This is a genomic window from Psychrobacter sp. Ps3 (assembly GCF_022129275.1).
In the GTDB taxonomy this organism is placed as follows: Bacteria; Pseudomonadota; Gammaproteobacteria; order Pseudomonadales; family Moraxellaceae; genus Psychrobacter; species Psychrobacter submarinus.
This window is the reverse complement of sequence record NZ_JADQAL010000003.1, coordinates 21691-34558: the sequence shown is the minus strand read 5'-3', so window position 1 is coordinate 34558 and position 12868 is coordinate 21691. Positions and strand designations below refer to the sequence as shown.

The 12868-nt window shown below is 45.1% G+C and carries 14 protein-coding genes, 1 tRNA gene and 2 pseudogenes; 10 read left to right on the top strand and 7 right to left on the bottom strand.

Annotation, left to right across the window (positions count from 1 at the left end; translation table 11 throughout):
* The first annotated feature begins 2 nt into the window (after window positions 1-2).
* From I3248_RS01515 to I3248_RS01505, 3 genes are all read left to right on the top strand, one after another.
* Window positions 3-857: a universal stress protein gene (locus I3248_RS01515; RefSeq protein ID WP_238062286.1), complete on the top strand. Its 855-nt coding sequence runs from the start codon at window positions 3-5 to the stop codon at window positions 855-857.
* 459 nt (window positions 858-1316) lie between these two features.
* Window positions 1317-1655, top strand: a complete 339-nt coding sequence (locus tag I3248_RS01510; protein ID WP_201611156.1) for a P-II family nitrogen regulator — start codon at window positions 1317-1319, stop codon at window positions 1653-1655.
* A 114-nt stretch (window positions 1656-1769) separates the two neighbouring features.
* The gene (locus I3248_RS01505) at window positions 1770-3032 is read left to right on the top strand and encodes an ammonium transporter (protein WP_238062285.1); all 1263 of its coding nucleotides are present in this window, start codon (window positions 1770-1772) and stop codon (window positions 3030-3032) included.
* A 194-nt stretch (window positions 3033-3226) separates the two neighbouring features.
* Here the strand turns inward: I3248_RS01505 and I3248_RS01500 are convergent, their stop codons facing one another.
* The 3 genes from I3248_RS01500 to I3248_RS01490 form a co-directional block, all read right to left on the bottom strand.
* Window positions 3227-3610, bottom strand: coding sequence for a DUF2147 domain-containing protein (locus I3248_RS01500; protein WP_238062284.1), 384 nt, complete (start codon window positions 3608-3610; stop codon window positions 3227-3229).
* Between the two features lie 290 nt (window positions 3611-3900).
* Window positions 3901-4164 carry a hypothetical protein gene (locus tag I3248_RS01495; protein WP_201604082.1) on the bottom strand — a complete coding sequence of 88 codons (264 nt, stop codon included), beginning with the start codon at window positions 4162-4164 and terminating at the stop codon, window positions 3901-3903.
* A gap of 101 nt (window positions 4165-4265) precedes the next feature.
* Window positions 4266-5180, bottom strand: coding sequence for a DNA/RNA non-specific endonuclease (locus tag I3248_RS01490; RefSeq protein WP_238062283.1), 915 nt, complete (start codon window positions 5178-5180; stop codon window positions 4266-4268).
* Window positions 5181-5326: 146 nt separating this feature from the next.
* Here I3248_RS01490 and I3248_RS01485 point away from each other — a divergent pair.
* Window positions 5327-5417, top strand: a tRNA-Ser gene (locus I3248_RS01485).
* 142 nt (window positions 5418-5559) lie between these two features.
* Here the strand turns inward: I3248_RS01485 and I3248_RS01480 are convergent.
* Complete coding sequence (locus tag I3248_RS01480) at window positions 5560-5973, bottom strand: PaaI family thioesterase (RefSeq protein ID WP_238062282.1); 414 nt, start codon at window positions 5971-5973, stop codon at window positions 5560-5562.
* Between the two features lie 583 nt (window positions 5974-6556).
* Here I3248_RS01480 and I3248_RS01475 point away from each other — a divergent pair.
* Window positions 6557-7150 (top strand): BLUF domain-containing protein, encoded by a 594-nt coding sequence (locus tag I3248_RS01475; RefSeq protein WP_238062281.1) that lies wholly within the window; start codon window positions 6557-6559, stop codon window positions 7148-7150.
* Window positions 7151-7271: 121 nt separating this feature from the next.
* Here the strand turns inward: I3248_RS01475 and I3248_RS01470 are convergent, their stop codons facing one another.
* Complete coding sequence (locus tag I3248_RS01470; RefSeq protein WP_238062280.1) at window positions 7272-7898, bottom strand: sterol desaturase family protein; 627 nt, start codon at window positions 7896-7898, stop codon at window positions 7272-7274.
* 240 nt (window positions 7899-8138) lie between these two features.
* On the opposite strand from I3248_RS01470, the gene I3248_RS01465 reads away from it, so the two are divergent.
* The 5 genes and pseudogenes from I3248_RS01465 (at window position 8139) to I3248_RS12105 (ending at window position 10566) form a co-directional block, all read left to right on the top strand.
* Window positions 8139-8846, top strand: coding sequence for a hypothetical protein (locus tag I3248_RS01465; RefSeq protein ID WP_238062279.1), 708 nt, complete (start codon window positions 8139-8141; stop codon window positions 8844-8846).
* Window positions 8847-8933: 87 nt separating this feature from the next.
* Window positions 8934-9728 carry a YdcF family protein gene (locus tag I3248_RS01460; RefSeq protein ID WP_025646763.1) on the top strand — a complete coding sequence of 265 codons (795 nt, stop codon included), beginning with the start codon at window positions 8934-8936 and terminating at the stop codon, window positions 9726-9728.
* Window positions 9729-9738: 10 nt separating this feature from the next.
* Window positions 9739-10074, top strand: a pseudogene (locus tag I3248_RS01455) (cation:proton antiporter); the annotation flags it as partial.
* A pseudogene (locus tag I3248_RS01450) lies at window positions 10064-10417 on the top strand (YetF domain-containing protein); the annotation flags it as partial. The pseudogenes I3248_RS01455 and I3248_RS01450, both read left to right, overlap by 11 nt.
* Before the next feature lie 14 nt (window positions 10418-10431).
* Entirely contained in the window at window positions 10432-10566 is a 135-nt protein-coding gene (locus I3248_RS12105) for a hypothetical protein (RefSeq protein ID WP_269117120.1), read from the top strand.
* Window positions 10567-10664: 98 nt separating this feature from the next.
* On the opposite strand, the gene I3248_RS01445 is transcribed toward I3248_RS12105, so the two are convergent.
* Window positions 10665-11591: a putative RNA methyltransferase gene (locus I3248_RS01445; protein WP_238062278.1), complete on the bottom strand. Its 927-nt coding sequence runs from the start codon at window positions 11589-11591 to the stop codon at window positions 10665-10667.
* A gap of 155 nt (window positions 11592-11746) precedes the next feature.
* On the bottom strand, window positions 11747-12865 hold the full coding sequence (gene mraY, locus I3248_RS01440; RefSeq protein WP_238062277.1) for a phospho-N-acetylmuramoyl-pentapeptide-transferase: 1119 nt from the start codon (window positions 12863-12865) through the stop codon (window positions 11747-11749).
* Window positions 12866-12868 lie beyond the last annotated feature (3 nt).

The window sequence follows — 12868 nt, the reverse complement described above, 5'->3', positions numbered from 1 at the left end:
TTATGAGTAATTTAAAGGCAGATAGTGTCATTGCTTGTCTAGATTGTCCCGATCACGTGCAATCAGTATTGGACGCGAGTATGTGGGCCGCCAATCGCTTGCAAGCACCGATTGGCTTGCTCCACTCTGTGCCAAGCATGCAGCAAAAAACGGCGGTGAACTATTCTGGCTGCCTAAATATCAATGACGAGAGTCACCTGCTAGACCAATTCACTAGCCATGAGCATTTAAGCAACTTTGAGCTCAAGGCGCAAGGCAGACTGCTGCTACATCAAGCTAAGGCGTACTGCGACGAGCATCAATATAAGCGCCCTGTCTACACCTTACATCGCCACGAAAACCTCAGCGACAGTATCGACTACGTGGATGAAAAGTCGCAACTGATTGTCATCGGTCATAACGTGACTTGTAAAGCTACCTTAAGTCAGCTCGTGCGACTGAGTCATTGCCCCATTTTGGTGACTCATGCACCATTTTTGCCCCCTACTACCGCTTTATTTGCATTCGATAATAGCCCAACGTGCCATAAGCTACTCAATTGGTTGTGCAAAACTCCTTTGATCCGTACCTTGACCGTTCATATTGTCATGATCGGCAAAGAGACCTCTGATAACTGCGATGCGTTGCGCGAAGCCTATGCAAGGTTGAAGCAAGCTGGTATCAAGTCTAAAAAGACCTTGCTAGATTGCCGTGATGTCGCTTCAGCTTTAAATTATTACCAAGACCAGAACGATATTGGCTTGTTAATAACAGGCGCTTTTGGCCAATCGCGTCTGCGCGAGATATTACAAGGCAGTGATACCAAAAAACTGCTCGTCAGTACCAAAACACCGTATCTGCTCTTTCCTAAGCTATAATCTGTTATAGCTGACTCTCCTATCTAGCTCGTCTGCTTATTCACATCCTATTATTTATACTCTGGGCACAATCTTCTGTTATACAGCGCTTACTGATTTTATGGGGTAAGCGCTATTTTATCTTCCAAAGACTTAGCTACAGCCCTCTGATACTCGCTATTGCCTGCTCTATATGATGTTTTGGTAACTCAGCTAGGTATCGTCTCCCCGAAGGCTTATAAGTTAGTTATAATAAAGCTCTTTTTAAGCCAGTGCTACATTGATAAATCGCCTGGTCGTATTGTGTAACCCTTTGTTTATAATGCGCTACAGCCGTTTAAGACCCCAAACCTACCTCCCCCTTGAGTGGGTTTGGCACAGTTCTTGAATGACTACTAGTAAGCGCAAAAGAGGAGTAATACAGCGAATACGTCCAGATAGCGTCCTCTTTGTAGCCTCACTCATGTAAGGATAACACTTATGAAGTTAATCACTGCGGTTCTAAAACCATTCAAGCTTGACGATGTACGTGAAGCGCTCTCTGACATCGGTGTCAAAGGTGTGACTGTCACTGAGGTCAAAGGTTTTGGACGTCAAAAAGGACACACTGAGCTGTATCGTGGTGCAGAATATGTGGTGGATTTTTTGCCAAAAGTAAAAGTAGAAGTCGCCGTCATCGATGAGATGGTCGAGCCAGCTATCGAAGCCATCACTCGTATCGCAAGCACTGGCAAGATTGGCGACGGCAAAATATTTGTCACCAGCTTAGAGCAAGTTATTCGTATTCGTACTGGCGAGACCGGTCCTGATGCGATCTAAAGTATAAAGCGGTAGTAGTAAAACCGTACTTGCCCACTACTGGTGCAAGCAACAGTAAAAGCCTTAATTATCGGCACGCCCGATAGCTGCATTGTCAATTCAAGGGGAATTTAAATGGAAAGTCAAATCTTTGAGCTCCAGTATGCGCTCGATACGTTTTATTTTTTGATCTGTGGGGCGCTGGTCATGTGGATGGCCGCCGGCTTCACTATGCTAGAGGCCGGATTGGTCAGATCAAAAAACACGGTCGAAATCTTAACTAAGAATGTCGCGCTATTTGCAACGGCGAGCATCATGTACATGGTATGCGGCTACGCTATTATGTATGGTGGCGATCTGTTCTTGAGCGGAATTGCAGGCGGCGATACCTTAGTAGAAGACGCACTAGCAGCCTCTGCCGAAAATGGCTTTGGTGGCGACTCTGTCTACTCTGCAGCCTCGGACTTTTTCTTTCAAGTTGTCTTTGTAGCAACCTGTATGTCCATCGTTTCAGGTGCCGTTGCTGAACGTATGAAGTTATGGGCTTTCCTATTATTTGCTGTTGTCATGACGGGCTTTATCTATCCATTAGAAGGCAGTTGGACTTGGGGCGGTAACGATGTCTTTGGACTGTTCAATCTAGGCGATATGGGTTTCTCTGATTTTGCAGGCTCTGGTATCGTACACATGGCGGGCGCTGCTGCTGCTCTAGCAGGTGTATTACTACTAGGACCCCGTAAAGGTAAATACGGTCCTAAAGGTGAGATACGTGCGATTCCTGGCGCCAATCTTCCACTAGCCGCACTTGGTACATTGATCCTATGGATGGGCTGGTTTGGCTTTAACGGTGGCTCAGTACTCAAACTTGGTGACATCGCTAGTGCCAACTCTGTTGCCATGGTCTTTTTGAATACCAATGCTGCTGCTGCTGGCGGTGCTGTGGGCGCTTTAATCATCGCACGTATTATCTTTGGCAAAGCCGATCTAACCATGCTACTCAATGGTGCCCTAGCCGGTCTGGTCGCTATTACTGCAGAGCCATCAACACCCTCTGCCCTACAAGCGACACTCTTTGGCGTTGTGGCTGGTGTCATCGTGGTGCTATCTATCTTGGCATTAGACAAAATCAAAATTGACGATCCTGTTGGTGCTATCTCGGTTCATGGTGTGGTCGGTCTATTTGGCTTACTCATTGTGCCAATTACGAACCCAGCATCTACCTTTATCGGTCAGATTGCAGGCGCTGCGACCATCTTTGCTTGGGTATTTGTTGCAAGCTTCATCGTTTGGGTCATCATCAAAGCTGTCATCGGTATCCGTATCTCTGAAGAGGATGAATATGAAGGGGCAGATATTGCAGAATGTGGTATGGAAGCGTACCCAGAATTTGTCAGATAAGATCTAGCAGACAGGTTTAATCCTACTCGATGCGCTGATACTACTTTATGTAGTGTCAGCGTTTATTATTTTATTGAGTAACCTCACCTTACTGACACAATAAAATGTAAAACATAAAAAATCCCGCAGTACCTTTCGGTAGTGCGGGATTTTATCTATTAAGTACAGATCTGATAAAAAACTACTTGATAGACTTATTTCTTTTTCCATGTTTGACTGCGTGAGAATGGCCCGATGTAACCTCTTAGTTTCAAAGAATTACCATTCAAGCTTGCTGTCATGCGATAATCTTTACCTTTTTCTGGATCAGTAATCGTACCACCGCTATATTTACCACCGCCATCAGCTTTTAGACCAGAAATAATAGTCATACCGACGTGCTTTTTGCCTTTAGCTGAGTTGGTATCGATAAGCTTACCAGTCAATACGCCATTTGACTCAGTGATTTTGACTGTGCCTTTAGGCTTGCCGTCATCGTAAGTCTGCCAAGTAGTATTATGCAATGGGTCAGCGGCAAACGCCATGGTCGCCATACTAATACCAGCAGCTGCTAAAGCGGTTTTTGTAAATAATTTCATAGATCGACTCCCTTCAATGATTGTGCAATAAACTGCGTATATTGCGCTTGTCCTTAAAAACCTCTACGACTAGAACTGTCTATATCCAAAGTTGCATATATCTATAGTAAGTAAAAAAGAAGTTCATTCTGTGAGCTATCTTTTCTATCTATCTAGATCGATAATGACGAAAAATCATCTTTATCGAAACAGTACAAGCGCTGTCTGATTACATTATAAGCAAAAAAAACGTTTTGCCTAGTAATTTTTTATAAAGATTTCTTTCTGTAATTCATAACTATATCAAATAGTTACAAAAACGGATTATCAATATTGTCATCTGGCCAGTCATCATTTGATTTTGACACTTCATCCATTTTTGTGTACTGATCAGTTTTCTCAAACTGCGCCAATATCTTAGTAGTAAGCTCGTGTAGCTGCTTTGCTTGTGCAAATCCAGCTTTCGTTAAATACAAATCCAAATCACCGTAGATAATAATCTTATCTTGTTGGTTTTCGATAACCAATTCCCCAATCTGCATACTTTGATGATTATTTGCAAAAGGCTCGATCATAAGCTACTCCAAGTATTAGTAATAATTCGCAATAAAAACCGTTGATAGACTTGTTTATTCAGCGATATTTTAGATTATTATTTTTAGACTCTATAGCGTCTTTATGCTTGTAGCTGCGTCAATAGCCATTCCACTAAAGCTAAGACGAATATCAGCCATAGTGGCTCCTCGCTAGGCGCAGTAGGCGCGTCTATCTTCTCCCCCGCTTTTAGGGGTAAAGCCAAAGCTTGCCGCTTGACCGCGCTATCTAACACCGGTAGCACCTCGACTCCTATCTGCTCGCTAAGCTCATCAAGGCTAATCACCTCGATACGTTCAGACTCATCGTTAGGCGCGTAGTAGACACCGGCTTGGTCGATAGCGGGTATGTAGACCGCCTTAAAAAAATGACTCGGTACGAGCACTTGCCTATTTAGACGCTTGGTCTTTTTATCCGTAAAAGCGACCCCGGTTACGGTATAGACTTCGCCGTATTGCTGCGTCAGATAGCGCGTCGCCGACTCAATGTTGCGCCAAATGTAGCGATTATTGCGCGGCGATTGCGGCGCGATATTAGCCAAACTGAAGCTGTCGTATTGCTGCGAGCGCGTGGCCATATCGGCATTAGGCGCTAGATGCCCTCTATCATAGCCTGAGCCTGAATAATCCTCTAATGACGCTCGAGCAGACTCTGGCAGACGGCTCTCTTCATGGAAGCTGTCTTCACGATCTATCGTTTTGGCTTGATTGAGACGCGCGCGAGTCAGATGTTCTGCAGACCATAACGGCGTACGCGTCACCCCTGAGTACATGACCGCAAAGCCATCCATACATAGTGCTTGGGTGTTGGCGCTAAGCTTATCATTGATAAACTCCGGATAAACCCCGCCATAAAACGACTCATTACACTGGCTTAAGTCATCAGCATAGGCTGGCGCTATCGCAAGTAGCCCTACCGTTATCATCGCTGCTGCGCGGGCTTTTATGCTATGTTTAACACGGCTTAACGCCCTACTATCTACTACTGCAAAACTCATCACGTTATTCTGTACCCTTCGCCGGTGTAATTACTGCTGCTGTCATCACAGATGCGCTATCCTAGCAGGCACTTATTAATAAAGAAAGATAAAGCGCAAACCGTGACAATGGCAATCGTATCCGTTATACTTAGCCGTCTAAAATTGGTGACGTGGGTGAGTGGCTGAAACCGCACGCCTGGAAAGTGTGTATACGTTCATAGCGTATCGAGGGTTCGAATCCCTCCGTCACCGCCATTTGTTCCTATCAAGCACATCTCTTCTGTTTTCTATTCTACCCTTTAAAACCCTTCTAAAACCTTTTAGCCCTAAAGCCGGTTATAAGGGCGCTTAGTCACACTTATTTACGTACGCTTAGTCATGTTTAGGCGGGATAGAGTTAGTTACGCTTAGGCGGTATAGAGTAAGTACCCACCACGTGGGCGACCATATCCTCAGAGCCTTTGGAGTAGAGCGACACTTCGCCTACGATTAGCGCGCGCCCGACTTTTATCAAGCTACACTCGGCGACGATACTCCTATCTGCTGAGGGTCGACGCAAAAAGTTAATCGTCAAGCTAGTGGTCACGGCCAAGGGTACGATACCGATTTCACCCAATATTGCAATATAAATCGCGATATCAGCGATACTCATTAGTACAGGACCAGAGACGGTGCCGCCAGGTCGTAGCTCGTCCGTGCCGACATCGAGCGACAAAGTAGCTTTGCTATCCCCTACTGACTCAATCTTATATTTAGAGTTTGGAGATTCTGATTGTATAAAAGCGATGATCTCTTCTTTGGTTGCTGACATCTCTCTTCCTTGAGATTAACTATTGTGGTGAAGGGTCTTAAGCCATCCTACTGTGCTTAACACTCTCCGCTGTTCGAATATTGATTTATAAAATTCTTTATAGGCCTCTTTTAGATCGACAAGCCAATAAACCTAAGTGCGAAGCCCCACTCTCAGATCGATCTGCCGCTCAGCTTTGATATCATGATGCAGGTATCAATCGGTATACGGATTTATCATCTACTAGCTGTTTAACGGCTTTAGGCGTGTTTTTTGCCTTTCATATCAGATACAGCGTGTGTTGGGTTAAGTTTATTGTAGCCATGATGTCATGAAAATCGTAGTCCTTTATGCTGAACCTATTGCATACCAGTCGTCAGCTAATGCACAAGACTATCTCTCTGTTGCTAACAGACTAGTTGATTTTGATACTAAAATGACTAAAATATGGACGATTTACTTTACTTTTTATACGCTAGAACGGAATAAGCATTCAGTGACAATGTACAATAAGAAACATTATGCTTAAAAAAGTAAAATTATAAACTAAGGAGCAAGGCGTATCGCTACAACTATAACAACTCACGATATGCTAGAAGGGTCAATGAAGAAGACACCTGCAGATACTCTTATCAGATTGGTATACGTGAGCACGATAAATACCAATGAGAGTTCTGTCTTTGAGCATATTCAAAAGCACTCAGAGAATTTTAATAAAAATAACCGTATTATGGGGTTTTTATGCAATGACGATGAGAGCTTCTTGCAATTTTTGGAAGGTAGTAAAAAGAATATCTTCTCTCTTATGCAGCGGATCTTCCAAGACCCCAACCATAAAGACGTCGATGTGGTCCTCATTGAGAAGGTAAGTGGTTATAGCTTCACTGACTGGCGTATGCACAGCCTTAATTTAGGCGATAGTAACTGGGTAAGATTTTCGAATCAAACTCGTATGAGTGGCATCTCCCCCTTTAAGCCAAAGCACTGGCCGCACTGGTTCGTTGAGAGTTTTGTCGACTCTATGAAAAACTTGGACTACTCCGCCCTCGATAAGGAAGCTATTACCTTTGATAGTCTAGGCTATTCTGACGTCGAAAAGAAATTAGTCAGTAATAATGTTTTGTTCTATATCTTTCTTAGCGTGTTGATCAGTGCTGCTACGATCGTTGTCTTGTTGCGATATAACATAATCTCTTAAGCGCTCTTACTTTTATATTAGCTTCTGCTTTTTTGTTACTGCTGACCCTGCCTGACATATTTACAATCTTGTACTTATGCCACTTGCGCTTATACCAGACGGGGTGTTAATTTTTTAAACATTAACCACTCCGCGCCTGCCGTTTAAGCAGTTTTGCCTGCCGCTTTGCTTCCTTCGCACTTCCCTCAATCTCAACGGGCTTCAGGCCCTTTTTCTTTTGTTTGAGATAATTCAGATAAGCTGGAATATGAGTTCTACCTAGATACTTATCCAAATACGGTAAAAACCCCGCGTAATTGCCTTTGAATTTGGCATGATGAAAGTCGTGATAGACTGGCCCTTCATAGACGGGAAATAAATGCGCCGGATTCCATGGAATATCATAGCCGATATGTCCGTCTGCGCCTTCAATTTGCCGTAGTATCACCCATAGATAGACCACGTAAATGTGCGCGCCATTATGCACGCCTGTCAGCTTAAGCATAGGCCAAACCAGGACCAATACTGAGGCCAAGATAATATTGTTGACCACAATACGGCCGATGGAGGGCAACAAAAACTTCTTCATCTCAAAGGGTTTTGGTTGAATCTTGTATTTGCGTAGTGCGATAGGATCACGCCAAGCGATAACCGTCCACGGAATCGCTACGGTTAAAAACGCCGCCATACTAATCGCCAGCGTCGCCATCGGAAACTGCCAAAACCAAGGGTCGTTATAAAACCCTTGCCACTGTGATAACACATCCATATGTCACCTATTGCTTTTGCTATAATATTTGTAAAACTTAGTCTAGTAGAGTAATCAAACTTGTACTCATTATCCAGACATTAACTATTTAATCATCACTATAACGTTAATAATGATAATCTTATAGCTAGCGCGACGAATAACGAATGTCAGACGCAGCTGCTATAAAACTCGTTTATAGTAGCTATTGGCGGTCGATATCGACTGCATATCAACGCAAAACAATAGCAAGGATGAATCATGAAAAATTTAGTAGTAGCAGGACTAGCAGGACTGAGTTTAAGCGCTTGTGTGACCATTAACGCGCCGATGCATGGCATAGGTGACGATAATGATAACGTCGTCACTCAGTACCCTATCGAGACCGCTTTTCTTAACATCTACACCCAGCCGCGTAGCGAAAGACTATACGCCAAAGTCGATGAGCAAACGATCGTCGCTGACATCAACGTCACTCCCAAAGGCGCTACGGTTTTTAATAATAAAAGCGTACAAGCGGCTGATATTGGCACGATCACTAAGCGCTTTGATCAAATCACTAATCAGTCGGTCGCCACCAACTACTTCACGACAAATCCACTAGAGTTTCACGGTTTTACAGACACTAGTGGTAGATACTCGCTATCTAAGCAGACCGCGCCCATTCCCAAGCTGGCAAGCATTGGCGACAGCAGTCAGCTGATCACTGAAAACGTCTATAGTGATAGCAGTATGCGCAAAAAAGTCGGCAGCTATAAACAAAGCTGGTCACTGACGCGCGAGAATAAAACCCAAGCTTGGCTATGTATAGAGACCTCAGAGAACCTACTGCTCAATAATGATGCTAATGGCAGCTCTACAGAGTGCTACAAAATCAACGCACAAGGCGATATCCTAGCGAGTAAAGTCGCGATTAGCCAACCTGTCGGTATCGGTAGTTATCAAGCTATCACCTTTACTAGTCGCTAGCCTATAGCCTATTATAAAATCAGAGCCCACTTAACCGGTGGGTTTTGTTTGCCAATTTTACCCTACTATCACGAGTCAATACTTACTATGCGAAAGCCTTTATTAACGCTAACTCGTATTATTTTAACCGTGGCAGGCGCGGTAATTATTGTTGACTGCGCCGCGCTAATAGCGGTAGGCAAGATCAACTTCGGCACTACTGTCCCCTTGATGATTGGGCTGATATTTGTCGCGCATGGACTGTCGTGGCCACGCATACAAAGATTCATTAAGCGCAGGCCTTTACTTAAACGTGGTTGGTACGCGCTATGGGGGTTATTCAGCGTTTGGTTAGTCAGCTTCGCGGTGTTTATCATCTCGCTACAGCAGCAAATTGAGCTCAGCCGTCAGCCACTACCAGATCTCGCAGCGATTATCGTTTTGGGCTCAGGTACGGTCGATGGCAAACCTACCCCAACACTGGCGAGTCGTTTAGATAGCGCCGCGCCGATTATTATTGCTCAGCCAGCAGCCATCGCTATCACTAGTGGCGGCGTTGGCTTCGGGCGCGATCGTAGCGAGGCTGATATTATGGCCAGCTACTTAAATGAGGCGCACCAGATTGCACTAGATAGTGTATGGCAAGAAGACAAAAGCACCAGCACTGAGGAGAACTTGGCGAACTCAAAAGCACTCCTCGCCGCACAAGGAATCAGTATCAAAGCACCTATTGCTATCGTTACTAGCGATTTTCATACTATACGCTCAGCCGCTATTGCGCGCCATCAAGGCTATACCCAGCCCATTACCGTCGCCAGCCCCACGCCTCTATCTATCCGCTATAACGCTTGGTTTCGCGAGTATTTTGCTTTTGTGAGCGGTTGGCTATTGGGCGAGTATTAGGATATAAAAAATGGATACCTTAAACGTCCTATATTTAGTAGGGGCATTACTGATTTTCGCTAGCATTATGGCGAGCACCTTATCAGCGCGTTTAGGCGTACCTTTGTTGCTGCTATTCTTAATAGTGGGCATGCTCGCAGGTGAAGAAGGTCTGCTAGGTATTGAGTTTTCACAGTACAATATCGCCAACTTCATTGGTCAAGCCGCTTTAGCCTGTATCTTGCTCGATGGCGGCCTGCGCACTTCCTTTCAGTCGTTTCGAGTCGGACTTAAACCTGCTGTCACTCTCGCTACTTGGGGCGTTTTTGCGACCGTGGTGATTTTAGGTTTATTCGTCACTTGGCTCGATCGCAGGCGATCCGATGTTCACTGAGGATCTGCCTATTATTCAAGCGGTGATCATCATGAGCGTGGTCATCGGCCTGTATCGGTTATGCACTTGGTTTATGATGAAGTATCAGCCTTTTGAATATCTATTAGAAGGAAAACCCGTTTATATCGTCGAAAATGGCCGCTTGGTACTAGAGAAAATAAAAGAAGGTAAAATGTCGCACGATGAGTTTTTCTCTGAGATGCGCCGACAAGGCGTTGAGCACTTAGGGCAAGTGCGTATCGGTCTGTTAGAGGTCGATGGCAATTTCAGTCTCGTGCTCTATCCGCTCGATGATATCCGTTATGGTCTGCCGCTATAACCAAAGCGCGCATGATTGCAGATTTTGATGCGGCGACCGATCATATTCATGTGCTGTACTATATTTGGCTCATTGATGAGATGGGTATAAATACTGCGCAAGCCTTAATGCGTGCAGCCAAGCGTGGAGTGAAGAGCCGATTCTGATCATGTCAGTCTGGAGCAAGTAGAGAATTGGCCGCTATATTACCGGATTTGGCATAATATTGTCGCGACGATGGGACCCGTACTATAATGATAATAGGCTATAACGGCCGTTTTTTTAGGATATAAACCACAAATCTGGCTTCCGTGTTAAAGTTCGCCGCTGCCGCTTTTGCCAGGAGCGCTCGCCGTTTATCGGGCTGGGCACGATAAGCATAAGGGGTCATGGTTAATAAATCCGCTAATGCTTGCTCAGACAAGCTCAGCTCAGTGCTGACTTTATGAGTCTCTAATAAATCAAAAAAAGGCGCAAGCTCAGTCAAAAACTTATCTGAATTATGCTCACGTACTTCATCAAATAACGCCTCGCGCACGCTAGCCAAATGGCTGATATCGGGCTTAGCTATCACTACATAGCCGCCCTGCTGCAAGACATCATTAAAAGCTGTGGGCAATATCGGGCTAAAAATACTACTGATACCCATCAAGCTATTATTACTTAGCGGAAGATGGGCGGCGCTTGTGACGATAGGATAAATAGTCGCTTTGCTGTCATCCAGCTTATCAGCCTCTAGCCATAAGCGCTTAGCCGCTTTGCTCGCTTTGGCCACTTCTAACACGGCAGGCTTGCTAATATCGGCGGCGATCAAGCGATCAATGCCCTTGGTTTGCGCAATGGCTTCAGTGTAATACCCCTCGCCGCAGCCAATATCTAACCACGTCACAGACTCTTTATTTTTTCTTGCGCCGTCTTGCGGCAAGATGCTTTGTATCTGCTCACAGAGCAGATCTTGTAACGGCTTATAATAACCGGCAGCCAAAAACCGTTTCCGAGCAAGGATAGAGTGGCTACTGTCGCCAGGCGCTTTGGACTTTTTTTGCTGTACAGGCAGTAAGTTGACATAGCCTTGCCGTGCTACATCAAAAGGATGGCAAGTGTTTTTAGCGTTTAAGCTGCCATCACAGCGCCAAGTATCAGCTGCTGGTACTAGCGGCGATTGGCAAATAGGACATACAAATATCGACACCAGTCTCTTAACCTCTTCTAAATTTACTCAATAGTTTAATATCAGCATCTTAGCAAAAATCACTGCCGATAAGCGATAAAAAAGCCACTCTAAAATAATCTAGAGTGGCTTTTTGGCTGAGTGATCAGGAGTATTGAACCTAATCAAGCAAGCATTTAACGCAGTTTTAACGTCATCAACCCTAGCACCACGAGCACAATAGCAATAATCCAAAATCTGGCTACTACCTGTGTCTCTTTCCAGCCGATCTCTTCGAAATGATGATGCAGCGGTGCCATACGAAAGATGCGTTTTTTGCGTAGCTTATAAGAGCCAACTTGCAATATCACCGATATCGCTTCGGCGACAAATAAGCCGCCCATAATGGCAAAGGCAATCTCTTGGCGGGTCATCACCGCGATCGTACCGAGCATCGCGCCCAGTGCTAACGCGCCAACATCACCCATAAACACTTGCGCGGGATGAGCGTTGAACCACAAAAACCCGAGTCCTGCGCCGACCATCGCCCCGCAGACGATAATGACCTCTGAATTATAAGGTATATAAGGCACGTGTAAGTACTCTGAGAAGCGCACATCACCTGAGACATAAGCCATCGCGCCAAGGCCTGCAGCGACCAACACTACTGGCAGTATCGCCAGACCATCTAAACCGTCGGTTAAGTTAACCGCGTTAGAAGCACCGTTAATCACAAAGTAAGTAAAGATAATAAAGGCAATGCCAAATGGCACTGCAGAAAACGGAATGTACCAGTCCTTAAATACTGGCAGCAGCAGATCCTGCATCATTCGCGTCGTAACAGCATCAGGCTGCAGGGTCGCAATATAGTATAAAGAGACCCCGACAAAGATAGCACCGACTGATAGCCAAAAGTACTTCTTACGCGCAATCAGCCCTTTAGGATCTTTGTATTTAATCTTCAACCAGTCGTCAGCCCAACCGACCGCGCCAAAGATAACCATCACCACAAGCAAAATCCAAACGTAAGGGTTATCTAAGCGCGCCCACAACAGACTCGCCACGCCAATAGAGGTGAGGATAAGCACCCCGCCCATCGTTGGCGTACCTGTCTTGGCCAAATGCGACTGCGGACCATCATCACGAATGGCCTGTCCATAGCGAAGAGTACGCAGATGACGAATCACCCGCCGGCCTAAGAGCAGACTAAACCCTAAAGCGGTAATGACCGCTAATAGTGCGCGCAGCGTCAAAGAGGATACCGCAGAAAACGGCGAATAATACTGGCTAAGCCATTCAAAAAACCAAACTAACACCGC

Bases quoted from the DNA above. Each gene is read 5' to 3' on its own strand.
- I3248_RS01515 (WP_238062286.1), top strand. From the start codon at position 3: ATGAGTAATTTAAAGGCAGATAGTGTCATTGCTTGTCTAGATTGTCCC.
- I3248_RS01510 (WP_201611156.1), top strand. From the start codon at position 1,317: ATGAAGTTAATCACTGCGGTTCTAAAACCATTCAAGCTTGACGATGTA.
- I3248_RS01505 (WP_238062285.1), top strand. From the start codon at position 1,770: ATGGAAAGTCAAATCTTTGAGCTCCAGTATGCGCTCGATACGTTTTAT.
- I3248_RS01500 (WP_238062284.1), bottom strand. From the start codon at position 3,610: ATGAAATTATTTACAAAAACCGCTTTAGCAGCTGCTGGTATTAGTATG.
- I3248_RS01495 (WP_201604082.1), bottom strand. From the start codon at position 4,164: ATGATCGAGCCTTTTGCAAATAATCATCAAAGTATGCAGATTGGGGAA.
- I3248_RS01490 (WP_238062283.1), bottom strand. From the start codon at position 5,180: ATGAGTTTTGCAGTAGTAGATAGTAGGGCGTTAAGCCGTGTTAAACAT.
- I3248_RS01480 (WP_238062282.1), bottom strand. From the start codon at position 5,973: ATGTCAGCAACCAAAGAAGAGATCATCGCTTTTATACAATCAGAATCT.
- I3248_RS01475 (WP_238062281.1), top strand. From the start codon at position 6,557: ATGAAGAAGACACCTGCAGATACTCTTATCAGATTGGTATACGTGAGC.
- I3248_RS01470 (WP_238062280.1), bottom strand. From the start codon at position 7,898: ATGGATGTGTTATCACAGTGGCAAGGGTTTTATAACGACCCTTGGTTT.
- I3248_RS01465 (WP_238062279.1), top strand. From the start codon at position 8,139: ATGAAAAATTTAGTAGTAGCAGGACTAGCAGGACTGAGTTTAAGCGCT.
- I3248_RS01460 (WP_025646763.1), top strand. From the start codon at position 8,934: ATGCGAAAGCCTTTATTAACGCTAACTCGTATTATTTTAACCGTGGCA.
- I3248_RS12105 (WP_269117120.1), top strand. From the start codon at position 10,432: ATGATTGCAGATTTTGATGCGGCGACCGATCATATTCATGTGCTGTAC.